The organism is Zobellia galactanivorans, from assembly GCF_000973105.1.
Taxonomy (GTDB): domain Bacteria; phylum Bacteroidota; class Bacteroidia; order Flavobacteriales; family Flavobacteriaceae; genus Zobellia; species Zobellia galactanivorans.
The window spans coordinates 4,887,604-4,909,643 of record NC_015844.1 but is presented as its reverse complement, the minus strand read 5'-3'; the positions used below and the strand labels follow the sequence as shown (position 1 = coordinate 4,909,643).

Genomic DNA, 22,040 nt, shown 5'->3' with positions numbered 1-22,040 from the left:
TCGGTATTTTTCTTGTTTTAAAATTAGGAGGATAAGATAGGCATTTATTTTGATTTTATTATGATTTTCGGGCAAAGAAATTACATCTTTGGGGATGTTCGGCCCATTTTATATTAAAGAAGGTAATGTGCTTGAGCCTAGGTTGATACGGCAATTAATTCTGTAAGCTGGAAGGGCTTTTTTATTCTGGTTTCCATATGAATTAAAACTTCGGGCCCATTTTTGAAGCAAAAGAGGTCAAAACCCCAAAGCCTTCGCTTAAGATTCGTTCATTGTAATGGATAGAAAGGGATCCTTTCTAGGGCTAGTGGAATCCAAAAGGATAAAAACAAAAAAATCCCTTTATACATCGCTTTTAGCTACATACTTATTGGATTTTGTTTATATGGGAAAGCAAAAGAAAAGCCCTTATCCGATAAAGATAAGGGCTTTTTTATGTCTCTATTTATGAGGGTCAATCTTTTAATGAAATGGTCTCTTTGGTACCATCGGGATAAGTGAGTTCTCCGATATCATCACATTCGCCGTTACCGAAATCAACATCTACGGTCAATCCGTTTTTTGTTAGCTCCATAAGGCCTTTTCCGACGTAATCACATCCAAACTCGGCTTCAAGGTCGGACTTGATATTAACGGAATAGGTATTGCCATCGGCTTTAACGATCCATTCCCCGTCAACGGTAAGTTTTCCGGTTCCGAATTCCTCTCCTAATATGATGGTGGAGATCTTGTTTCCTTTTTCGCTAATTACGGAGTCGTCGGCCAGGGTCAATGACATATCACTGACCACATTGAATATGATTGAATTTTCTTCCCCGGCATCAAGGGAGATACTTCGGGTACCATCTAATTCGATGTCACCGACGATTAAATTGTCATAGCTTACGCTATAGGTATACGAATCGTCTTGTCCGCCATAGGTTACGGTCAATGAACCGCTAAGCACTTCCCCATCGTCTTCGACTTTACATTGGTCAAAAGAGACCGTAAAGCCTGTGTTGGTATACTCGGCTTCGTAGCAACTGTTGTCTTTGGCCGATTTTCCCGATTGGCGATTCGTAAAAAGGTCTTGTATCACGGTATCCGCGGCACTGGTCATTTGGTCGGTTTCCAGAACGGTCTTGATTTCGGTCTGATCTACTTTTTGGTCTTGTCCGTCATTTAGTGTGCCTTCGTCATCATTAGAACAACTAAAGGCCAAAAAGGCAAGGGCGCCATATAGGGCGAAAGGTTTCATTTTCTCGAATAAATAACTCATGTCCATAATTTTTGGGTTACGCACTAAAAACGCAATCTTCTGTGTTTTAGTATGATTCCGGGCGTTTTTCAGATGAAAGGCCCAAAAAATAGTACCAACCGTATCCTAACTATTTTCAATGGCTATATGAAGTCGAAACCTGAATTTATTCCATCTAAAATCATCGTAAAATCGTATACGATTCATATATTTACGGAATGGGAATGAGCATAATACTACGCGACAAGGTAAGGGAACATCTTTTAAGGCAAATGCAAAAGGGCCATTTGCAGCCCGGACAGGGCATCAACCTGGCCGCCTTGGCGCGACAGCTCAAGGTGAGCGTAACCCCTATTCGAGAAGCCTTGACCCAATTACAGCAATCACATATCGTACGGGCCATACCCAACCGCGGATTCGTGATTGCGGCCGTAAACCCCGAAGAGGCAAAGAACCTCTATGAGCTGGTCGCCCATTTGGAAGTTCTAGCCTTGGAAGAATCGACCTTTGACGAAGCGGCGATTTCCAAACTCAAAAAGCAAAGGGACCTTATCGCCAAGGCCGAGAATGCCCTAGAACGGGTCAATGCCTATATGGAGTTTCACCGTCTGCTTACCTCGAACTACAAAAATCCCGTTTTTCAACAAATACTCAAGGACCTCAAAACCCGTGTTTTTTTCTATGAACGCGCCTTTATGTCCAACGATTCCTTTCACTATAATTCCAACGACCAGCACGACGCCATTATCTCGGCCATTGAAGACGATAATATTCCATCGGCCGCATTGGTTCTAAAAATGAATTGGATGCTCATAAAAAGCTATATCGAAAAGCAGCTTGTGGTGTTATAGATTCTTCAATAAAAATCAGTAAACCCTTGGTTTTTTTGCAGTGATTTTGCGCTCTTGCGTCATTATTCGTATCGATATCGTACAAAGTGTTGCGTACCTTTATGTTGTTCATTTTCAATGCTTCGGTTAAATAATCACAAAGTTTTTGTAAAATGAATTACGGATCGAAAATACAGATATACATTTGATCTATAATTCGATTGAAAACCGAAAAAGAGGACAACAATTTTTAATCACAGGCGTTTTAACGATACCTAAAAAAAACAATAAGATGGGTTACTTATCTCCACAAATCGAAGTTTTGGCCAAAAAGAAAAAGCGAGAAGAAAAATCATTGGTAAAGAGGGAATACTCTTGCGGTATTTTTCAAGACTACGGTGATTTAAGCCAGGATACTGAACGAATAAAGGACTAGTAGCTACTAGTTCTTCAATAAGGTTCGGGCTACTTCCAAAACGGTTTTCGCCTCTAGTTCGGGTGTGCCGTCCAAAGGATAGATGGCATGTCCTTCACGGGCAACGAAGGCGGTTCGTAAGCCTGCCCTTTTGGCTCCTAAAATATCCCATCCGTGGGCAGCGACCATCATGGTATTTTCTGCCGGAACCTTCATGGTCTCGAGAACCGCCCTGTAAGAAGCAAGCTCGGGTTTGTAACGTCCTACGGCTTCCACAGAAAAAATAGCGTCAAAATAATCGGCAAGACCCGCAAATTGCAATTGTGCATTTAAAAGTTTTCCGTTACTATTCGATAAGGCCACGAGTTTGATTTGGGCCTCCTTCAACATTTTTAAGCCTTCTTTTACATCTTCGTGCGCAGGCAACTTCTTTATATTTCCCAGAATGGCATCCAAGCGATCTTCCGATAGGTTTTTACCGAATTTCCGCATGGTCATCTTAAGGGTGGCTTTTCCGATAGTGCCGAAATCTACATAGTTACCCGTTAAAGTTTCGGTTAAGGAGTAATGCAGTAAGGTTCTAAACCACAAGGAAAAGGCATGTTCTGAATTTAATGATTCGTTAATCGCATTTTCCAGAGGTCCCATATCTAATAGGGTCTCGTTTACATCGAAAATCAGTAGCTCGGGTTTCTTTACTTTTGCCGACATTTTAGCTGCAGTTCAGTGGCTTCCTTTTTGAACATCGGTAATAAAACGGCGAAGATTCTCGGGAAGGTTCGATTCGTTAAATTGTGACTCGTAGACTTCCTTGCCATCGCTAAACTTTACCGTATAGGTAAATCCGTCCCTTAAATGGCTATGGTCTTCGCGTTTAACACTGACGGCTTCGAGCATTTCCTTTTCCGCTTCTTTATCGAGTTTCAATTCCCCTTCAAATTGCTTGGGAATACCTGTAAAACCTCCTTCTATGTTGATTTGATACTTCATTATGCTATAATTGGGCTTAGACCTACTTGCGTAAAACTACTACTGATAGCTTCAATTGCCTTTTCGGACACCTTGTTTTCCGAAATAAGTTGTTCTGCGGTACGGGTCAAGGTTTCTACCATATCGTTAAAATCTGCCGTGCGCCAGAGCGATTTTAAGGTTTCGAACCATATCAGGGCACAGTCATCTATGCCGATTTCAAGGCAGCAGAGATAAAAGGCCTTGTTAGGAATTCCTGAATTGATATGTACGCCTTGGTTATCCCCGCTTCCGTTATAGTAGTTGTCCATATGGTCGGGCTGGGTGTCAAAATCGTTGGCCGTTCCCGGTGCCTTCATAGAGCGGATGGCAACGCCGGGAAATCCCTCGGTAACCACACTGTCCCCTATAAGCCAATCGGCCTCTGAAATATCTTGCTTTAGGTATTTCTGTTTAATAATGGTGCCGAACACATCGGAAAAGTGCTCATTAAGAGCCCCAGGCTGGCTCTGGTATTCTAAATTGGCAAAAAATTGGGTCACCCCGTGGGCCAGTTCATGGGCCACAACGTCAATAGCACTGGCAAAATCGGTAAATTCCTTTCCGTCACCATCGCCATAGGTCATCTCATCGCCGTCCCAATAGGCATTGTTATAGCCCTCGCCATAATGAACGTTGGAAATAATATCCAGACCGTTGCCATCAATGGAATTGAGGCCAAAAGTTTCTTTAAAATAATCGCGAACAAAACCCGAAGTCTCATAGGCCTTATTTACACTTGGGTCTTCTACGGCTTCCTGTCCCTCTTTTCGAACCAGCTCCAAGCGTTGTTCGAATTGGTTTTTGGAGTCGTAGATATAGCGTTCACCCTTCCCCTCTTCCGGCTTGCGTAATAAGAGGTTGTTAAGGCTGTTCCTTCTTCGTTCCGCAATCCTACCCGTATCGTTCAAAGCCCTCTTACAACTGTTGTTGCCGAGTTTGGCCAGTTTTTCGAGCAAATAGGGAGGTACAATATAGCATTGGGCATGGGTACACATAAAAAATGGGGTTTCTGATTTACGATGTAATTTCGTACGTTTTTAGCTTACCTCCAAAAATTAAGCGTTAAGTTTTTCCCTTAAATAAGAAATAAAAAAGCTTATTCTTTGGGGAACAAACTTTGATCCAATCCCGGTACCAAAGCAAGGGCATTCTTATAATACACCTTCTTTAACACCTCGTCAGGCAGGTTGAGTCCGTACATGGCCCAAAAGGCGTGGTATTTTTTGTAATAGGGAAAATATTCGTCATTCGATTCCAAGACCCTAAAATAAGTAGGGAATTCCTCGGGTTTCCAGCTATCCTTCCCGAAGAGGATACGGTCTTGATACTTGATAAAAAATTGCCGTGCGTTTTGCGGCTGTCGCCCCAGTTCGGCGATTACCGCGGCTATACCCACATACATGTTGGGAATTTCATCGAGAAAGCGGCCCAATTGCTGTAAGTTATTGGCATACCAGCCCATATGGGCATTGATAAACTTTGTATTCGGGTGTTTTTTGAACATGCGGTGCTGTTCGTCAATAATTTGCTGCCAAGGGGCCGGATCCGTATCGCTCCGTTTTCTACGGGGATGGGTCTTTAGTTCCAACCAACGCTCGTTGTCGGCATCCATATCGTCCCAAAAAGATTTTGGGTCGGCGGAATGTATCAATACGGGCACACCCAGTTCGCCACATTTGGCCCAAATCGGATCTAGGCGTTCATCGTCTACAGCCAATCGCTTTCCTTCATTATCCACGTTTCGCAACCCTAGACTCTTAAAGACCTTTAGGCCCTTTGCCCCATTTTTAATATCGGCTTCCAATTGGGCCACGGCCTTTTCCGTCCAGCCCGGCTTTCCTGCCCCATCAAAGTCGACGTTGGCAAATACCACGAATCGATTGGGATAGGTTTTGGCTACGTTATCTACGCTTTCGGCCAGGCCACTGCCCGACCCTCCACTTAGGTTGACCATAACGGCCTCATTGAGGGCATCCATATCGGCTACCAAGCTTTTCAGGCGCGAAGCCCCCATGTTGCGCTGGTGACTGTGGATGTCGACAAAGGGATATTTAGCCTTGGTTATTTCATGCCCGGGCACCACTAAGGTAGATTTGGGGTTGTAGCCTTCAAAACTCATTTCTTGCGCCCATAGACCCGTGCAGGCCAAGAGCAAAAATGCGATACTAATGTTCAGTTTCATTCTTATGCTTTAGTTGTTCGTAATCTTCGCTCGTATCGATATCAATGATGTTCTGTCCCGCAGAAACCCTAATGATATGGCTTCCTTCTTTTTGCAAGAGCTGCTTGGCCCCAAAATCCTTATTCAGTTTTAACAGGGCCTCAAAATACGGCTTGGGAAAAAGTGCGGGCACCCCTGCCCTATGCTTATATGTGGTGGCGATAATTTTATCCTTATGCCGTATGGAATGATCGATCAAGAGGTTAAGGTAGCTTTCTTCGATCAAAGGTTGGTCGGCCAGCATGATCAATATGCCTTCGATATCTTTGTCCGAGCCCATCAAGGATGCCGTTCCGTGCGCTATGGAACTCCCCATTCCCAATTCCCACGCCGTATTTTCCGTAAAGGCAAAGGGCTCTGTTACCGCAGAGCGTATTTTTTCGGCATTTGCCCCTAAAACCGACAGTATTTCTGAGGCCTTCGACGCCTTTGCGGTGCGTATGGCCTGGCCCAAGAGCGTAGTGTCTCGCCAAGGAAGTAGCTGCTTGGGTTTTCCCATACGTGAAGACGCCCCTGCGGCCAAAATCAATATTGCGATACGATGTGGAGCACTTTTCATTAGGTGTGTATTCTTCCCAATTTGTTTTTGAGCATTATGGCTTCCTTGCCCCGGGTTACCGAAAGTATTTCCGATAGAATGGCCAAGGCGATTTCTTGAGCCGTTTCCGCTCCTATATCTAGACCGGCAGGGCCGTGTATGGCATCAAAAAAGGTATCCACCACTTCGGGGTAATGCTCTATAAACTCGTTCAATAGTTTTTCCCTTCGCTTGGCCGGACCGAGCAATCCCAGGTATACGGGTTTCGATTCCCTTATCGCTAACAAATACTTTAGGTCACGTACATAACTATGTGTCATTAAAACGATTGCGGTTTGTTCGTCGATAGTATCGAGGGATAGCATTTCAGGTTCTTCGCTAAGGAAAAGGTCGGCCCCGGGAAAATCGTTGATGTTCTTTTCCTCCGCTGCGGAAGCTACGATGGTCACTTCCCAGCCCATTAAGGAAGCAAAGGAACACAATTGTACCGCATCGTGTTCCGCACCGATTATAATCAGTTTAAAACAAGGGTTCATTTGTTGCTCGAACACAGGGAAATCGTCGGATGGAACGACCTTGGGCCTTAACCCAATTCTATTTTTTCCGAAAACAAAGAACGAAGCCAAGGCTGCATGGCTTCCTTCCTTTTTGATATAGGAAGAACGAATGGTAAACTGTTCCCTATGCTTTATGGTAAGCTCAAAGGCCTCTATAAAAGATGTACTTGGGGCGAAAGGTTCTATTAAGATATAGAGAATGCCTTCGCAGCCCAATCGGTAACGCCCATCATAGATCATCATCTTGGGCACATCGTCGTTAAAGACGGTATGGGCCTGCCTAAAGATTTCCTTTTCGACACAGCCGCCACTGACCGCCCCGATCATTTTGCCGTCTTCACGTATGAGCATACGCACTCCTGGTCGGCGGTATGAAGAGCCTTCTAAAGCAACGACCGTCGCGAGGACGGTCTTTTGCTTCTTTTCTTTGGCGAGCTTATAGGCCCTAATAATGTTTTTTAGTTCATGCGTCATACAAATCGGAATCGCTTAAGTACAATCGGTCTAGTAGGAACGGTCCTCTATGGACTATCCCAGTATTTCTTCTTGTTTGGCTTGCCACAATTCTTCCTGCTCTATAAAAGGTTGTTTGTAGACCCGCTTGCCGGTGGCCGCCTTTAAGGCATTGGCTACCGCACCACCAGCAGGTGGTAAAGTGGGTTCGCCCAAACCGGTTGGCGATAGTTCGTTTTGTACCAGATAGGTTTCTACGGCGGCTGCATCTTTCATTCGGCCCAAACGGTACTTGTCAAAATTCTTTGCGGTAGGTTGGCCGTTTTCGAAACCGAAACTACCGTACATACTGTGTCCGATACCGTCTACGATACCTCCCTCTATTTGGTTCAGGGCCCCTAAAGGATTGATGACAATGCCACAATCGACCACACAGGTTACCTTTTTGACCACCGGAAGGCCTTTTTCAATGACCACGTCCGCTACTTCCGCCACATGGGTATTATGGCAATAATAGGCAACAAAGCCTTGATACGTCCCTTGGGGCTGTTTTCCCCAACCGGACTTATCGACGGCCATTTTTATAACCTTTTGCATACGTTCCGGGGAATATTCGATCCGCTCGTCCGTAGTGCCCTTTACTTTTTCCAATAAATCTAAGCGTAGCTTGATCTTGTCCACTTCCATTTCTTCGGCTAGTTCATCAAAGAAACTCTGTTCGGCATAGGCCAAGAAGTTGGTGTACGGTGCCCGCCATGCTCCCGTAGTAATATTGCTTTTATAGTTGGCCACGTCGACTTGGTAGTTTTCGACTGCACCGGCCGGAAAGAAATTCGGGATCAATCCGTACATGTTTCCATTGATGGCGGCCTCTTTTAACTGGTAGCCTGTTAATTGCCCATCTTTAATGGCCGCTTTGATCCTGTATTTTATGGAAGGCCTGTATACCCCGGTAGACATGTCGTCTTCGCGGGAAGAAACCATTTTTACGGGCTTTCGGATAGCGTCACTGATCTCTGCCGCTTCATAAACGAAATCCCCATACAGCCTTCTTCCGAAACCACCGCCCATACGGGTCATTTCCAAGTGGATATCGGCCACATCGCGCCCTAAAAGTTCGGCGACGGTATTTGCCGCATCTTCAGGGGTTTGCACCGGTCCTACCAAATGAATCTTCTCATCGGTTACATGGGCGAAAAAGTTCATGGGTTCCATACAGTTGTGCGGAAGGAAGGGAGATTCGTAGGTACGCTCCAATACTTTATCGGCCTGAGCGAATGCCTTGTTGACATCGCCATCCTTTCTCATGGTTACAAAATCTTTGCCATCTAAAAGGGCATTGAGTTTTTCGTCATGAAACTCGGTACTTTCAAGAGGGGTCGCATCGGACCAAGTGGCCTTGATGGCTTTTTTACCCTTGAAGGCATCCCAAGTTGTCTTTGCCAAAACGACCACCTTTCCGCTCCCGCTTAATTGGGCCGTCCAGTTTACTTTATCCTTTTCCAATAAAGCCTTGGCCTTATCGCCAATTTGAATGACGTCGATAACCCCGGGTATGGCTTTGGCCTCGGTAGCATCAAAGGAAACCAATTCCTGTCCGAATGCCGGTGGCCTAAGTACAGCGGCATAGACCATGCCCTCTACCTTATAATCCATACCGTACAAAGGCTGTCCGGTAATGATTTTATCGATATCGACATTGCGTTGGTCAGTGCCTATTATTTTATAGTCCTTGGGTTCTTTTAAGGTAACGTTTTCAGGAACTTCCAAAGCTGCGGCCTCCTCGACCACATCGCCATAACTTAGGGTTTCCCCGGCCTTATTCGTGATGATTCCTTCGCTAACGGACAATTCGGAAGCATCGACGCCCCAACGTGCCGCCGCGGCGTTCACCAACATTTGCTTGGCCGTAGCCCCTGTCTGGCGTAAGGCATCCCACCCGAAGCGAATGGACTGGCTACCCCCTGCGATTTGTCTGGTATAGTTTTTTGTATCGAGCACGCCTTGTTGTACATAAACATTGTCCCAAGCCACATCTAGCTCTTCGGCAATGATCATGGGCATAGCTGTTTTTACCCCTTGTCCGATTTCAGGATTGGGCGAAAAAATGGTCACGGCCCCATTTTTGGCGATTTTTATAAAGGCATTGAAATCGTTGTAATTTAAATCCGCTAAATCGACCGGAGGTTTGACATCCGATTTGCAGGCGGTAAAAAGATTGAAACCTATTAGGAGTCCCCCACTCGCCAATGACGAGGTGCGTAAAAAGTTTCTTCGACTAAAAGGTATGGATGGTGTTGACATGAGCTGTAAATTATAGAATTAAAGCTTTTCTTGTGATCAAAAGCCTAATGGTATGTTTTGTTAAGCCATTTTTTCGGCCGCTACGCCCACCGCTTTCTTTATACGGTTATATGCGGAACATCTACAAATGTTACCGTTCATGGCCTCGGAAATTTCTTCTTCCGTAGGACTGGGGTTCTTTGCCAAAAAAGCCGAGGCGGTCATCATTTGACCTGCCTGACAGTATCCGCATTGGGGTACGTCAACTTCTTTCCAAGCCTGTTGCACAGGATGCGAGCCGTCTTCAGAAAGCCCTTCGATGGTAGTGATCGACATGCCTACGGCCGAGGCCACGGGCAATGAACAACTTCTGGTGGCATTGCCTTCGACATGTACCGTACAAGCACCGCATTGGGCTATCCCGCAACCAAATTTAGTGCCGACCATGTTTAAATGGTCTCTCAAGACCCATAATAGTGGAGTGTCTTCACTTGCCTCTACCGTGTGTTCTTTTCCGTTAACCGTTAGTTGATACGTTGGCATAAATATCGTTTTAGTTTAAAGTTTTGTGTTAGATCTACACAAGGTATTAAAAAATTAAGATTTCATCTTCGTTTTAACAATTTCTTTGGTGTTGTAACAGACCATGTAGAATAAGGAAAACCGATGCAATCCCCAGAAAAAATAATTCTTAAAAATTAGTGAACTAATTTCGAAATATCCATTTCATGCCTTAATTTTAGGGCCTTAACAATCTTTAACATATTTTTTCGACTTCACAATACTTAAAAACCAAAATCAACGTTGTGATGGTTGAACGTAAAATCCACGAAAATGAATTCCTCCTCAAAACTACTTTTGTTTTTTTTCTCCATTATTCTATTTGCTTCTTGCGGAAATGCCGATGACGATGTGAACTATGCCCTAAATACAGGTGATGGACTTGGGAAAGGACAACCCGTTGACAAATGTTTGGACCTGGGTGACAATGAACTTGTCCTTTCCATACAGGACCAATACACTACCGCCCCCGGTAAGGTTTCTATTTTCTTTAAAGTATCGAATAGTGAAGGGAGTCCTGTTTCAGGATTGACCGCTGACCAGTTTACGATTTACGAACAAGGAAGGAACGACGATTGCTTCAATACCATTTCCCCATCGGAATCACAAGCGCGTATTTCTCCCAATGAGCAAATATTTTCTAGTAACACCCTTTTAATACTTGATTTAAGTAATAGTGTTTTGAGCGAGAGTGTCGATGAACTAAAGGCCGCGAGTATCAGTTTTATCGATGCCGTAATGCCGGCTACATCGCAGGAGTCATATAAAATGGCCATTTATTGGTTTGACGGGGAAGACATATTACATGAGCTAACTCCTTTGACTTCCGTGAAATCGGACTTGACCGCTGCGATCGAGACCATCAATAAGGATATCAGTAGCGATGTGTCTACCGACCTTTACGGTGCTGTCATTAAAGCTACCGATAAAGCCAGTGACCTTTTGAAGGATAGTACAAAAGGCGATAAGATCGGTGCTGCTTCCGTGGTAATCTTTACCGATGGTACAGATCAGGCTTCACGCTATGCTAAAGATGCCGCCCAGAAAAAAGTAGATACGGCCGATCCGAACATTTCCTTCTTTACCATTGGTTTGGGAAGCGAGATCGATACACAGGTCTTGAGCGACCTCGGAAAGAACTCTAGCGAATTTGCCGCTAACAAAGATGAATTGGAAGATACTTTCAATAGGATTTCCGAAATCGTTTCCGAGCGAGCCAACAGTTTTTACCTTTTCGAGTACTGTAGCCCTAAAAGAGGTGGTGACAACAACCTGGCCATTCAAGTAAAAAATGGTAGTTTACAAGGTGCCGTTCAGACCAAATTTAGCGCAGAAGGCTTTACAGGAGGCTGTGAATAATCAGCCTATCTCAATAAAACAGTAAAAAAGACGCCTAAAATAGGCGTCTTTTTTTTTTCTTTTTTACAAAAGCCTTAATCCTTCAATAACAAAGGGTTGCGCCCCCTTTTGTCGGGTTTATATAACCCTTTGCCTAGAATGTTGACCATAGGTGAAGATCCAATTGCAGACCTATTCCGTATTATAGTAGTGAATCAATATACTTTTATATCAAAACGTTTTAAAATGAAAAAATCAATTATCCTAAGTACGCTTGCCGTTACCCTAATGGCATCTTGTGTTTCTAAGAAAAAATATGTTGCTCTTGAAAACAACTTGTCCGAAACGCAAAGCGCATTGACAAAGACCCAAGTTGAAAAGGAAGAACTTGAAGGTAAAATGTCTAAGATAGAAGCTCGTGTAACCGAGTATAACGAAAAGATCAATTCTTTAAAGGAGATCAACGATAGTCAAATGACTTCTGTTGACGATGTTGCCGTAATGAGCAACAACACCAAAGCGAAGATGAGATCAACACTTGCCAAAGTGGATCCCGCTAAACTTGCCGAAGCAAAAACTTTGCAAGATTCAATGAACTTGGCCATTTCTTACAACCTTAAGAAATCTATTTCAGATGACGATGACGATGTAGATGTGAACATCGACAAGACCGTTGTTATGATCAACATTTCCGACAAACTTCTTTTCAATAGTGGTAGCTACCGCGTAAGCAGCAAAGCCAACAAGATTCTTGAAAAATTGGCGCAGGTAATCAACTCTGAGCCAAGCATGGAAGTTATGGTCGAAGGTCACACCGATTCAAGAAGCATCAGCACTGAAATGTTCCGTGATAACTGGGACTTGAGCGTTAAGCGTGCTACAAGTGTGGTTCAGATCCTTCAGAACAAGTACAATGTTGATCCTACTAAAATGATCGCAGCCGGTAGAAGTAGCTATTTACCTTTGGTGGATAACGACACTAAAGAAAACCGTGCGAAGAACAGACGTACTAAAATCGTTATCATTCCGAACTTGAACAAGTTTTTCGCCCTTTTGGACGCGGAAACACTATAAAACACAGTGGTATTGCCGATAATTTGTCTCGGCTATTGCACAACAGTTAAAAAGGAAGAACTTACCGTTCTTCCTTTTTTTGTGCGATTCAACGAATTAAAACAATATTAGGTGGGGTTTTCTTCTACTTCGCTGTTCAAAGAGAACACGAGTACCCCATATTAGAAAATGAAAACCTACATCCAGAACAAATGCTATGCTAAATGGCAAAATTTTAGAACACATGGATGTATTAACAGTTATTATTCAGAACACCGCTTTAAACGGAATGCCTAAATGGTACCAGGCCTTGACCCTTACATTGTTTGCTATCATTGCGACCTTGGCAATTTCAATGTACTTTAGAATAGCCCTTCAGGCTTCAGAGATGTCTGAAATGGCCATGCGGTTCGGCTACTAAGCGCGAATACCACTTATCGATAGATCATCGCATTCTTGAAATTCGTTTTCTTATCGGCCTCAAGGTCGATCAAAAAACCGTTGATTATGGCGTGCGTGATTTTTCCACCTTTTTCCAAGAGGAAGGTAGGGTTGAGTCCGATTTCTATTGAAAACTCGGGTAACTTATACCGCTTTCCGATGATATGTATGGGAAAGGGAGAAGACAGTTTCGACGATGGAATGTTTTCTACCCGTACATAGGTGTACCCCGATTTTAATAAGGAAGTGATATCAAGGGCGGCCAGGTCGTTCAATGTATTCACTAGCTTGGGGTATACCTTGCCCGGAACGATGGTATGGCCCGAAGCATCAAGGGTTTCGTATCCATAATAGGTAGAGAGGTCCCCTTGGTCTAGGATGCGGCTGCTGTACCAAAAATCGTTATGGTCTTTTTTGTCTACCTCTAGACGGTTCATACCTATATCCAAGATATAGTTTTTACCCAAAAGCGGATAGGTGGCATTCGCTATTTTCAAATCAAAAAGCTTCCGGTCGTTTTCAGGTATTTCCTCGTATTCCTCCAAGGCGATATCCTTATAGTTTTCCTTGGCAATGGTATATATGGCGGAAAGGATCGAAACATAGTTCAGTTTCCTTATCTCCTGCTTCTCCACATCGTTATGATAGCCTCCTGATTCTATTAAAATGGCACTGGTGCCCCACTTTTGGATATTATCACCGAAGGCCCTTGGTTCAAAATCGTCATTGTATCGCCCAACCTGGCCCGGAGCGTATTTTTGAATAATCTTGTTCATAAAGACAATGACCTTCATGGCGTTGCCCCGTACTTCATTGATGTCTTTTTCGTAATTGTATGCCGGGGCCAAGTATGAGATGGTGGCCGGTTTTTCGGTTCTTTCGGCATTGTAATAGGTACTTTGGTCGTGTAGGTTGAAGCCAAAATCGGCATTTAGACTATCACGTACCCTTTTCAGGGTCTGGCCCTCGGGAGATTGTAAGCGCAATGCATCACGGTTGACATCGATGCCCAAGCGGTTTCTTCGTTGAAAGACTTCTGCCCCATCAGGATTTAACATGGGTAAAAAATGCAAGGTGCAGTTGGCCAAGATTTCCTGTTTTTCTACAGCGAAATCATCGCTCTTGAAAAAATTGAATATATCGAAAATAGCTTGTGTTGCGGTAGGTTCGTCACCGTGCATCTGTGACCATAGGAAAACGTCGGTCGGTCCCTCCCCTAGACTGATGAGCGACAAGGAACGGCCCTCGATGGACTTGCCGACTTGGGCGACCTTAAATTTAGGGTGGTTTTTGTACTGTTCTATTAAGGGCTGCAGCTCATGGTGCTTTATACGTCTTTTTTGAAGCAAGGGCTCTTTGTACGTTTCATAGGTTTCGTAAAGTTGGGTAGTCAGATCCTTTTGCTGTGCATGGCTGAATATGCAGACAAAAAGGATAAGGGCGGTAATCGGTATTCTCATGGGGTAATCGGTTTTTTTGGTACGGGTGCAAAATTAAGGTTTTTGGTGGCTCGTCGAACCTTGCCCATAAAATCTTCGCCCGGGTCGGTCTTTTGGGTACGGTAGCCTTTGTCCTTTTCCAACCACAGCGGGTGGTTCTCAAAATAGGTGTATTCATAATGCCCTATCAGGTAATCGATGGCATATTTGTCGGCTAGGTATTTTACCAGTTCGATATTCGATTTCAGTTGGGCCTCGGTCAAGGGCAAGGCTTCGGTGCCCCCGACATTTTCTATGCCTATGGCGCAATGGTTCAAGCCAATGACATGTCGGGCCATGGTGGTCTCGGGCAACAGGCGATAAATGCTGCCATCACGGTCTACCAAAAATTGGGAAGAAACGTTTAATCCGCTTACATCCTTAATATCGGGTCGCCAATTGGGCAAGGCCGGAGGATCAAAGGCTTCGAACGCTTCTTCGAAGGTGGGTATGACCGTCCAATGCAGTACGATCATTCTCGGAATTATGGTCGGTGTCACCCTTTCCAGTCCATAGCGATTCCGAAGGTATTCTAGGCTCAGTTGTTTTCGGGTTTCGTCAAAGACAATGGGTCTATCTATAATTTCAGGAAGCTGTACCGTTTCCTTTACCGGCTTGCACTGCAAAAAGAGCAGGCAGCTGAAAATAGCTAGGTGTAGGCGGTATTTTTTGATCATTCGTTATCGGTGTTGGTTTCGCGTTTGACACGGTATTTGATCTTTAATTTTTTTCTGCCCCATTTTCTTGCTTTCGCAATATCCGTACCCATATAAATATCGATTTTGTTTTTCCAACGGCTGTGCATCTTGTCCATTACGGTATAAAACCCATCGAGGCCTTGTATTTTCACGTGGCTCCCTTGTTCCAATCCCAGGTCTAAGAGGTCTCGTGAAACCGCTATTGCCTTCATACCGGGGAGCAAGGTGTCGCCCCAAGCAGCTACGCTTGGCTCTTCGTCCGTTTGCCAATGAACGGAATTGTAGGCCGAGACGTTCACTACCTTGGTTTTCCAGATGCAACCATCATCCCCATCCTTGTCTTTTTCAGCACAAGAAAGGCACAAATAGCAGAACAATAAAAGTAAGATGGTCTTTTTGTCCATAGCCCTAAGCTTTCCCTTAAAGCTACATAATTTTCAAGATACAGGATACGGGATCGGTTCTCCTTTGTAAAAGGCAATAATATTACGGGCGGCAAAAACCGACATTTGACGCCGTGCCTCTAGGGTGGCCGAACCTATGTGCGGGGTTACCGCAACCTGTTCCATTGAGAGCAGCGGGTTATCGGCCTTCATGGGTTCGGGGTCGGTAACATCGAGTCCCGCTCCCCATATTTCGCCCTGTTCCAAAGCCGCTATCAAATCTGCTTCATTATGTACCTGGCCTCTTGCGGTGTTTACGAAAATAGCGGACGATTTCATTTTTTTAAATGCGCCGGCATCAAACTTGTGCTTTGTGTCAGGCGTAAGCGCACAGTGTGCGGAAATGATATCGCTTTGCTCCAAAAGGTCGTTAAAGGAAACTTTTTGGGCCTGTAGTTCTTCCTCGGCTTCCTTATTGGTCGAACGATTACAGTAAAGTACTTTCATTCCGTAGGCGCCCTTACAACGGCGGGCAAATTCGAGTCCTATCCTTCCCAGCCCGAAAACCCCGACCGTTTTGTTTTTTAGTTCTATTCCCAAATGGGCTTGGGGCCTAAAATGCCGCCATTCGTCTTTGGCTATGGTCTTGTGCATATAGAACATCTTTCTCGATACGGCCAAGACAAGGGCAAAGGCTATATCGGCCGTGGCATCGGTCATGGAGTTTGGCGCATTGGCAATGGGAATACCCAAGCGTTTCGCCGCTACAATATCGATGTTGTCGTAGCCCGCTGCATATTGGGAAATGATTTTAAGATGCTTGTTCGCATTTAAGAATTCGGCATCCAGTTCGTAATTGCTCGTGCTTAAAAGGGCATCGTGTTGCGCTGCGGCTTTATAAAGATCTTCTTTGGTCATCGGCAGGTCTTTGGTCCATTTGGTCACTTTCAGGCCTTCCTTTTTTAATAAATCGATTCCGGTATCGGGTATATTCAGAGGTACAAGTATTTTCATGGTAGGCAATTTATAAAATCTAATAGACGGTTGTACAAATTCATTTACTTTTACATTTTTTCTGGTGCATTTTTTATTTCAAAATTCCCGAGAACCCATGAAAACCTTCAAACGTATCCTTCTAATTTTATTTGTTATTCTTGCCGTGGCCGTATACTTTAATTTTCCCAAACTCAATTTTATTTCCGGCTATGCCGCTAAAAACATGGCTTCTACGGTCTTTTTGACCGAGCGTGGGGCCCAATCGGTAGAATTGAACGATAACGATGTGCCTTTGATAAACTTGGCCGACGTGGAGACCGACGGAGAGAGTGCTTCCGCTTCGGTATTCGGACTCATGGAGCGTAAAGCCGTGTGCCATGAAGGACTGGGCTGTACTTTGATCAATGAAAATTATGACCCCAATTTCGAAATTCCCGTTCCGGTACGGGCAGAACCGAAGTCCGATCTGTTTTTTCCCTATGGGGACAAGGAAGCCAAAGACACGGTTTTTACCCATATAGATTATGACCGTTTGCAAAAAGCCATAGATTGGGCCTTTAGTGATAACGAGGAGAAAAAGACCAGAACGGTGCTCGTGGCCTATAAAAACCATATCGTCGGTGAGAAGTATTTGGAAGGCTTTACCAAGGATACGCCAATTTTAGGCTGGAGTATGACCAAAAGTGTACTTGCAACCCTATACGGTATTCTCGAATACCAAGGAAAAATAGACTTGGACCAGGCCGTACTTTTGGACGGATGGGAAAAGGATGAAAGAAAAAATATTACCCTGAACCATCTGTTGCGTATGCAAAGCGGACTTGCTTGGGAAGAAGATTACACCTCTATTTCAGATGTAACCCGTATGCTATTTATGGATGCCGATATGACCAAGGCACAAGGCGAAAAGGAAGCCATTGCCGCACCTACGGAAATATGGAATTATTCTTCGGGAACTTCCAACCTTTTGTCGGGCATTTTAAGAAAACGGTTTAAGACCCATCAAGAGTATATCAATTTTCCATACGAAGCACTTATCGATAAGATTGGAATGAGCAGTATGTTGATTGAAACCGATATGAAAGGCAATTTTGTAGGATCTTCATATGCTTGGGCCACCACCCGTGATTGGGCCAAATTCGGACTACTATATTTGAACAAGGGGAATTGGAACGGCGAGCAGCTTTTTGATTCTTCCTGGGTCGATTATGTATCCACGCCAACTTTACATTCCGATGGCACCTACGGAGGGCATTTTTGGCTTAATGCCAATGGAAAATATCCAGATGTACCCAGGGACCTCTACTCTGCCAATGGCTACCAAGGGCAGCGGGTATTTATTATTCCCTCAAAAGATCTGGTAGTGGTTCGCACCGGCCTTGCCGAAGAACCCGATTTTGATATCAATCTCTTTTTGAAAAACATCTTGGCCTCCTTTCAATAATATTGCCCATTCTAGACGTACGAAACCCGTACGAAAAAACTTAAATATCTTTTTGTAAGAGTTACACAACAATTTTGCCTTGCCTCGCAACAATAGTTTCGATGTGATAAGGCTTCAGTGTATGTTTACAGTGTAATAAAAACGAAAGTAAATTTTTTCATTTTCATATAGTGTTCTCGACGAAAGAGCCTTTTCCTTCTAGGATGGGCTCTTTCTGGTTTTATATCGTTCGAGAAAATGGTTTGGCCGTGAATAACGACCGTTCTTTCTGTTTTTTGCGATCAAGGAATATACTTGTTCTTTCCGAAATTGGGCTTGCGTTTTTCGAGAAAGGCGTTTCTACCTTCCTTGGCTTCTTCGGTTCCGTAGGCCAGACGTGTAGCCTCACCGGCAAACACTTGCTGCCCTACCATACCGTCATCCGTAAGGTTCATGGCGAATTTTAGCATTTTTATGGAAGTGGGCGACTTTTCAAGAATCTCTTGGGCCCATTGATAAGCGGTATCCTCTAATTCATCATGAGGGATTACGGCGTTGACCATTCCCATTTCGTAGGCTTCTTGGGCGGAGTAGTTGCGGCCTAGGAAAAAGATTTCACGGGCCTTTTTTTGCCCCACCATTTTGGCAAGGTAGGCCGAACCGTAGCCTCCGTCAAAACTGGTAACATCGGCATCGGTCTGTTTAAAAATGGCATGCTCCTTACTGGCCAAGGTCAAATCGCACACGACATGGAGGCTGTGCCCCCCACCCACGGCCCAACCGGGCACTACGGCAATCACTGCTTTGGGCATAAAACGTATCTGGCGCTGTACCTCAAGAATGTTCAAACGGTGCATACCGTCTTCCCCGACATAACCTTGCTCCCCCCTAGCCCTTTGGTCGCCTCCGCTACAGAACGAATAAACGCCATCTTTGGTAGAAGGTCCTTCGGCCGATAACAAGACGACCCCGATAGAGGTGTCTTCCTGGGCATCATAAAAGGCTTTGTACAGTTCACTTGTCGTCTTTGGCCTGAACGCATTGCGAACATTTGGGCGGTTGAAGGCTATTCGGGCTACGCCGTTACACTTTTTATAGGTGATATCTTCGAATTCTATTGCTGTTTTCCAGTCCGGTTTTTGCATGGTCATAATTTAAACATTGCAAAGTAAAGCAATTTGAAAAAAACAATACGGCATAACTGAGGTTTGTAGTTATTAAAAATAAGGAAAAATGAAAGGGTGAATACGCTTGTTTTTTAACAAAGGGCTTCCATTCGTCCGATTAAAACATATAATGTCAAAACAGACGCACCATTAATCGTTTTTTTGTGTTTCGATAGAATAAATCCCTTAATTTACAATGAATTAGGCTAAATTGATTTATTTTCGTAGTAATGCATAGCGTATAAACCATTGATTTGTATTTCCCCATACTTAAGATTTTCTGTACTCGACAGCGGTCTTATTCTTGTTAATTAGGTATAAAATTCTTTTTGATGTGTATTAAAGATCGCCCCATAGAAAATATAGACGATAGAATCGCTGATTTAAACGTAATTGCCAGAATAGGTTATTGGGAGTTCGATGTCGATTTAGAAAGCTATCGACTAGACAAGGTATCGTATGATATTCTGCAGTTGCCCTATGGCGCTGCCTTAGAAGACCAAGAAACGGAAACCTATTGTCAGAATAAAGATGAATGGGCGGTTGTAAGCAATCTCATTGCCACAACGGCAAAGAGAAAAAAACCGTTCCATCATGAAGTGGAATTGGAGCTCCCCGATGGGAATCATATTTGGCTTCTATTGATAGGGAAAATAAGCTATGATACCAATAGAAATATAAAAGTGTCCGGAATGATGCAAGACATCACGGATAGAAAAGAGTTCGAGACAGAATTGACCCAGAAGAACGAACTTTTGAACTTTACGGAGAACAAAGCCGCTTTAGGGCATTGGAAATGGGACTTAAAAACCGATTTAGTTAGTTGTTCAAAAAACATTGCTCGTATAATCGGGGTCGCATACGGCACTGTTGTTACTATCGAAGAATTAATCAATGGGGTCCACCCCGAAGACCTTGAATTAGTACGTAATCACTTGGAAAAAGCCGTAAAGACCAAGTCTTTTGACCCTTTGTTTCACCGATTTCTCTTAGATGATGGCTCTGAACGGACAATTGAAGTTTTGGGGAAACCCGTTCTCGATGATTCCGGTAAGTTGGTGAGTTTTATATGTAGTTCCCAAGATATTACGACCCGAAAGCAGTTTGAAAATGAACTAATTAAAAAGAACCAACTATTTATTGTGGCCCAACAAAGGGCCAAATTCGGGTATTGGCAATGGGACCCTAAGACTGATTCCGTAAACTGTTCGGAAAATATGTCGCGCCTTTTAAGAATCGAGGAAAATACTACTTTTCCGATAAAGGACCTTATTAAGGATGTACACCCGAATGATATAGACTACGTTCGTTCCTGTTTGAACAAAGTTGTGAAGACCAAGACTTTTAATGGTTTTAGCCATCGCATAGTTCTAAACGACGAGATTCGATACGTTAAGGTGTATGGGAAGGTCAACACGGACCTGAATGATGAAATTTTAAATATTTTGGGGGTTTCCCAAGACGTTACCGAACAAAAGAAATCTGAAAATGAACTTCTTAGTAAGAACCAACTCTTAGGATTTGCCGAGCAAATTTCAAAAATCGGTAATTGGCAATGGAATATGACCACCAATATCATAAAATGGTCGACCAATCTATATCGCATTTTTGAAATTGAAGAAAACAGTGAAGTTCATTTCGACACTTACTTTGGCCATGTTCACCCAGATGATAAGGAAATGGTAACCACTAAAATAAATTCCCTTGCAGAGAACAAGAACTTTGAAAGTGTAATACACCGGATTGTATTGAATAACGGAACGATTAAGGTTGTAGAGCTATTGGCAACCGTAAACCTCGACGATTCCGATAATATCATCGAAATGTTGGGCACGTTACAAGATGTAAGTGAACAACGTTCAGAAGAAATAAAGTTCAGGGGCTTATTGGAGTCGGCCCCCAATGCAACACTTATAGTGGGCGAAGGCGATAGCATACAAATGATCAATAAGCAAGCGGAACTTTTATTCGGTTATACCCCAGAAGAGTTAATAGGGAAAAACTTTGAGATTCTTGTGCCTTCTAGGTTTGAAGAAATGCGCATTCCACAAAAAAAGAAGTTTTTTGAGAATCCGGTAGTTCAAGAGATGGATTTGGGAGAGGACTTCTTTATGAAGCACAAATCGGGAAAAGAAATCCCGGTAAAGGTTACCCTAGGCCTTTTGGAAATCGATAAGGGATTATTGATATCTATGGCCGTACGGGATATCACTACCGAGAAACTGGCTGAACGTAAAATCTTAAAGGCCAAGGAAGACTTGGAAGTCTTGACGCGGGAGCTTACTGCACAAAACCTTCAATTGGCCGATTTCACCCAAATTACCTCGCACAACCTACGCGCACCGGTAAGCAATTTAAATTCGCTTTTAGACATTTATAAGATGATGGACGATGAAGAAGAGCGTAAAGAGCTTTTCGAAAAATTCGAAACGGTTATAGCCCATCTCACACTGACGTTGAATACACTGATTAACGCACTGTCGACTAAAAGTAATACCTCGGTGGAATGCCATGCAGTTTCCTTTAGTGAAACCTTTAAGAAAACCGAGGAAATCCTTACGGCGGAAATCATTAGGACCAAGGCCATTATTAAAAGTGATTTTTCAAAAGTAGATTCCATTCAATATCATAAAATATATTTAGAGAGCATTTTTCAAAATTTAATCGGGAATGCTTTAAAATATAAATCGCCGGAACGTATTCCCCAGATAGAGGTCAGCTCCGAAATACATAACGGTAAAGTTCTGTTGAAATTTAAGGATAACGGGCTAGGGATTGACCTAGAAAGGCATGGGGACAAAATATTCGGATTGAACAAGGTTTTTCACAACCATCCGGAAGCAAAGGGTATAGGGCTTTTTATGACCAAGACCCAGGTCGAAGCTATGGGAGGTAAAATATCAGTATCAAGTAAGGTCGACGAAGGCTCTACTTTTATCATATCCTTTAAATAATATC

The 22,040-nt window shown here is 43.6% G+C and carries 21 protein-coding genes; 7 read left to right on the top strand and 14 right to left on the bottom strand.

From position 1 onward, the window contains the following. Positions 1-454: 454 nt before the first annotated feature. Entirely contained in the window at positions 455-1,258 is an 804-nt protein-coding gene (locus ZOBGAL_RS19720) for a hypothetical protein (RefSeq protein ID WP_148560735.1), read from the bottom strand. Positions 1,259-1,461: 203 nt separating this feature from the next. On the opposite strand from ZOBGAL_RS19720, the gene ZOBGAL_RS19715 reads away from it, so the two are divergent. Further along, positions 1,462-2,088, top strand: coding sequence for a GntR family transcriptional regulator (locus tag ZOBGAL_RS19715; protein ID WP_231854774.1), 627 nt, complete (start codon positions 1,462-1,464; stop codon positions 2,086-2,088). Positions 2,089-2,359: 271 nt separating this feature from the next. Then, on the top strand, positions 2,360-2,503 hold the full coding sequence (locus ZOBGAL_RS23700) for a hypothetical protein (RefSeq protein WP_173427285.1): 144 nt from the start codon (positions 2,360-2,362) through the stop codon (positions 2,501-2,503). Between the two features lie 6 nt (positions 2,504-2,509). Here ZOBGAL_RS23700 and ZOBGAL_RS19705 read toward each other — a convergent pair whose 3' ends face one another. The 8 genes from ZOBGAL_RS19705 to ZOBGAL_RS19670 all read right to left on the bottom strand — a co-directional run bounded on the left by ZOBGAL_RS19705 (position 2,510) and on the right by ZOBGAL_RS19670 (position 10,088). Then, on the bottom strand, positions 2,510-3,193 hold the full coding sequence (locus ZOBGAL_RS19705) for a haloacid dehalogenase type II (protein ID WP_013995506.1): 684 nt from the start codon (positions 3,191-3,193) through the stop codon (positions 2,510-2,512). Positions 3,194-3,205: 12 nt separating this feature from the next. Continuing rightward, positions 3,206-3,472 (bottom strand): protealysin inhibitor emfourin, encoded by a 267-nt coding sequence (locus ZOBGAL_RS19700; protein WP_013995505.1) that lies wholly within the window; start codon positions 3,470-3,472, stop codon positions 3,206-3,208. Then, a complete protein-coding gene (locus tag ZOBGAL_RS19695; protein WP_013995504.1) occupies positions 3,472-4,488 on the bottom strand; it encodes a M4 family metallopeptidase in 1,017 nt (338 codons plus the stop codon). The genes ZOBGAL_RS19700 and ZOBGAL_RS19695 overlap by 1 nt, the downstream gene beginning before the upstream one ends. Positions 4,489-4,589: 101 nt before the next feature. Further along, positions 4,590-5,675, bottom strand: coding sequence for an amidohydrolase family protein (locus ZOBGAL_RS19690; RefSeq protein WP_013995503.1), 1,086 nt, complete (start codon positions 5,673-5,675; stop codon positions 4,590-4,592). Next, positions 5,659-6,273 carry a nucleotidyltransferase family protein gene (locus ZOBGAL_RS19685; RefSeq protein ID WP_013995502.1) on the bottom strand — a complete coding sequence of 205 codons (615 nt, stop codon included), beginning with the start codon at positions 6,271-6,273 and terminating at the stop codon, positions 5,659-5,661. Before ZOBGAL_RS19685 ends, ZOBGAL_RS19690 begins: the two co-directional genes overlap by 17 nt. Beyond that, complete coding sequence (locus tag ZOBGAL_RS19680; protein WP_013995501.1) at positions 6,273-7,283, bottom strand: XdhC family protein; 1,011 nt, start codon at positions 7,281-7,283, stop codon at positions 6,273-6,275. The genes ZOBGAL_RS19685 and ZOBGAL_RS19680 overlap by 1 nt, the downstream gene beginning before the upstream one ends. Before the next feature lie 54 nt (positions 7,284-7,337). Further along, the gene (locus ZOBGAL_RS19675) at positions 7,338-9,566 is read right to left on the bottom strand and encodes a xanthine dehydrogenase family protein molybdopterin-binding subunit (protein WP_013995500.1); all 2,229 of its coding nucleotides are present in this window, start codon (positions 9,564-9,566) and stop codon (positions 7,338-7,340) included. A 60-nt stretch (positions 9,567-9,626) separates the two neighbouring features. Next, positions 9,627-10,088: a (2Fe-2S)-binding protein gene (locus ZOBGAL_RS19670; RefSeq protein ID WP_013995499.1), complete on the bottom strand. Its 462-nt coding sequence runs from the start codon at positions 10,086-10,088 to the stop codon at positions 9,627-9,629. Positions 10,089-10,379: 291 nt separating this feature from the next. Here ZOBGAL_RS19670 and ZOBGAL_RS19665 point away from each other — a divergent pair, with 291 nt between their 5' ends. From ZOBGAL_RS19665 to ZOBGAL_RS23625, 3 genes are all read left to right on the top strand, one after another. Further along, positions 10,380-11,465, top strand: coding sequence for a vWA domain-containing protein (locus ZOBGAL_RS19665; protein ID WP_013995498.1), 1,086 nt, complete (start codon positions 10,380-10,382; stop codon positions 11,463-11,465). A 225-nt stretch (positions 11,466-11,690) separates the two neighbouring features. Beyond that, positions 11,691-12,518: an OmpA/MotB family protein gene (locus tag ZOBGAL_RS19660; protein ID WP_013995497.1), complete on the top strand. Its 828-nt coding sequence runs from the start codon at positions 11,691-11,693 to the stop codon at positions 12,516-12,518. A 223-nt stretch (positions 12,519-12,741) separates the two neighbouring features. Continuing rightward, positions 12,742-12,918, top strand: a complete 177-nt coding sequence (locus ZOBGAL_RS23625) for a hypothetical protein (RefSeq protein WP_158499753.1) — start codon at positions 12,742-12,744, stop codon at positions 12,916-12,918. Positions 12,919-12,931: 13 nt separating this feature from the next. Here ZOBGAL_RS23625 and ZOBGAL_RS19650 read toward each other — a convergent pair whose 3' ends face one another. Genes ZOBGAL_RS19650 through ZOBGAL_RS19635 form a run of 4 tightly spaced genes read right to left on the bottom strand, consistent with a single transcriptional unit; the run spans position 12,932 to position 16,511 of the window. Next, a complete protein-coding gene (locus ZOBGAL_RS19650) occupies positions 12,932-14,398 on the bottom strand; it encodes a M14 family zinc carboxypeptidase (RefSeq protein WP_013995495.1) in 1,467 nt (488 codons plus the stop codon). Beyond that, on the bottom strand, positions 14,395-15,093 hold the full coding sequence (locus tag ZOBGAL_RS19645) for an N-acetylmuramoyl-L-alanine amidase (RefSeq protein WP_013995494.1): 699 nt from the start codon (positions 15,091-15,093) through the stop codon (positions 14,395-14,397). The genes ZOBGAL_RS19650 and ZOBGAL_RS19645 overlap by 4 nt, the downstream gene beginning before the upstream one ends. Beyond that, on the bottom strand, positions 15,090-15,518 hold the full coding sequence (locus tag ZOBGAL_RS19640; RefSeq protein ID WP_013995493.1) for a 3D domain-containing protein: 429 nt from the start codon (positions 15,516-15,518) through the stop codon (positions 15,090-15,092). Before ZOBGAL_RS19640 ends, ZOBGAL_RS19645 begins: the two co-directional genes overlap by 4 nt. 33 nt (positions 15,519-15,551) lie before the next feature. After that, on the bottom strand, positions 15,552-16,511 hold the full coding sequence (locus tag ZOBGAL_RS19635; protein WP_013995492.1) for a 2-hydroxyacid dehydrogenase: 960 nt from the start codon (positions 16,509-16,511) through the stop codon (positions 15,552-15,554). Positions 16,512-16,608: 97 nt separating this feature from the next. Between ZOBGAL_RS19635 and ZOBGAL_RS19630 the strand changes: the two genes are divergently transcribed. Beyond that, entirely contained in the window at positions 16,609-17,937 is a 1,329-nt protein-coding gene (locus tag ZOBGAL_RS19630; protein ID WP_013995491.1) for a serine hydrolase domain-containing protein, read from the top strand. Positions 17,938-18,218: 281 nt separating this feature from the next. Here the strand turns inward: ZOBGAL_RS19630 and ZOBGAL_RS19625 are convergent, their stop codons facing one another. Continuing rightward, complete coding sequence (locus tag ZOBGAL_RS19625; RefSeq protein WP_046288096.1) at positions 18,219-19,061, bottom strand: 1,4-dihydroxy-2-naphthoyl-CoA synthase; 843 nt, start codon at positions 19,059-19,061, stop codon at positions 18,219-18,221. A 353-nt stretch (positions 19,062-19,414) separates the two neighbouring features. Here ZOBGAL_RS19625 and ZOBGAL_RS22925 point away from each other — a divergent pair, with 353 nt between their 5' ends. Continuing rightward, positions 19,415-22,036 carry a PAS domain-containing sensor histidine kinase gene (locus ZOBGAL_RS22925; protein WP_013995489.1) on the top strand — a complete coding sequence of 874 codons (2,622 nt, stop codon included), beginning with the start codon at positions 19,415-19,417 and terminating at the stop codon, positions 22,034-22,036. The last annotated feature ends 4 nt before the right edge of the window (positions 22,037-22,040 follow it).

Coding starts and splice junctions, on each gene's coding strand:
- ZOBGAL_RS19720 (WP_148560735.1), bottom strand. CDS start 1,258: ATGAGTTATTTATTCGAGAAAATGAAACCTTTCGCCCTATATGGCGCC.
- ZOBGAL_RS19715 (WP_231854774.1), top strand. CDS start 1,462: ATGAGCATAATACTACGCGACAAGGTAAGGGAACATCTTTTAAGGCAA.
- ZOBGAL_RS23700 (WP_173427285.1), top strand. CDS start 2,360: ATGGGTTACTTATCTCCACAAATCGAAGTTTTGGCCAAAAAGAAAAAG.
- ZOBGAL_RS19705 (WP_013995506.1), bottom strand. CDS start 3,193: ATGTCGGCAAAAGTAAAGAAACCCGAGCTACTGATTTTCGATGTAAAC.
- ZOBGAL_RS19700 (WP_013995505.1), bottom strand. CDS start 3,472: ATGAAGTATCAAATCAACATAGAAGGAGGTTTTACAGGTATTCCCAAG.
- ZOBGAL_RS19695 (WP_013995504.1), bottom strand. CDS start 4,488: ATGTGTACCCATGCCCAATGCTATATTGTACCTCCCTATTTGCTCGAA.
- ZOBGAL_RS19690 (WP_013995503.1), bottom strand. CDS start 5,675: ATGAAACTGAACATTAGTATCGCATTTTTGCTCTTGGCCTGCACGGGT.
- ZOBGAL_RS19685 (WP_013995502.1), bottom strand. CDS start 6,273: ATGAAAAGTGCTCCACATCGTATCGCAATATTGATTTTGGCCGCAGGG.
- ZOBGAL_RS19680 (WP_013995501.1), bottom strand. CDS start 7,283: ATGACGCATGAACTAAAAAACATTATTAGGGCCTATAAGCTCGCCAAA.
- ZOBGAL_RS19675 (WP_013995500.1), bottom strand. CDS start 9,566: ATGTCAACACCATCCATACCTTTTAGTCGAAGAAACTTTTTACGCACC.
- ZOBGAL_RS19670 (WP_013995499.1), bottom strand. CDS start 10,088: ATGCCAACGTATCAACTAACGGTTAACGGAAAAGAACACACGGTAGAG.
- ZOBGAL_RS19665 (WP_013995498.1), top strand. CDS start 10,380: ATGAATTCCTCCTCAAAACTACTTTTGTTTTTTTTCTCCATTATTCTA.
- ZOBGAL_RS19660 (WP_013995497.1), top strand. CDS start 11,691: ATGAAAAAATCAATTATCCTAAGTACGCTTGCCGTTACCCTAATGGCA.
- ZOBGAL_RS23625 (WP_158499753.1), top strand. CDS start 12,742: ATGGATGTATTAACAGTTATTATTCAGAACACCGCTTTAAACGGAATG.
- ZOBGAL_RS19650 (WP_013995495.1), bottom strand. CDS start 14,398: ATGAGAATACCGATTACCGCCCTTATCCTTTTTGTCTGCATATTCAGC.
- ZOBGAL_RS19645 (WP_013995494.1), bottom strand. CDS start 15,093: ATGATCAAAAAATACCGCCTACACCTAGCTATTTTCAGCTGCCTGCTC.
- ZOBGAL_RS19640 (WP_013995493.1), bottom strand. CDS start 15,518: ATGGACAAAAAGACCATCTTACTTTTATTGTTCTGCTATTTGTGCCTT.
- ZOBGAL_RS19635 (WP_013995492.1), bottom strand. CDS start 16,511: ATGAAAATACTTGTACCTCTGAATATACCCGATACCGGAATCGATTTA.
- ZOBGAL_RS19630 (WP_013995491.1), top strand. CDS start 16,609: ATGAAAACCTTCAAACGTATCCTTCTAATTTTATTTGTTATTCTTGCC.
- ZOBGAL_RS19625 (WP_046288096.1), bottom strand. CDS start 19,061: ATGCAAAAACCGGACTGGAAAACAGCAATAGAATTCGAAGATATCACC.
- ZOBGAL_RS22925 (WP_013995489.1), top strand. CDS start 19,415: ATGTGTATTAAAGATCGCCCCATAGAAAATATAGACGATAGAATCGCT.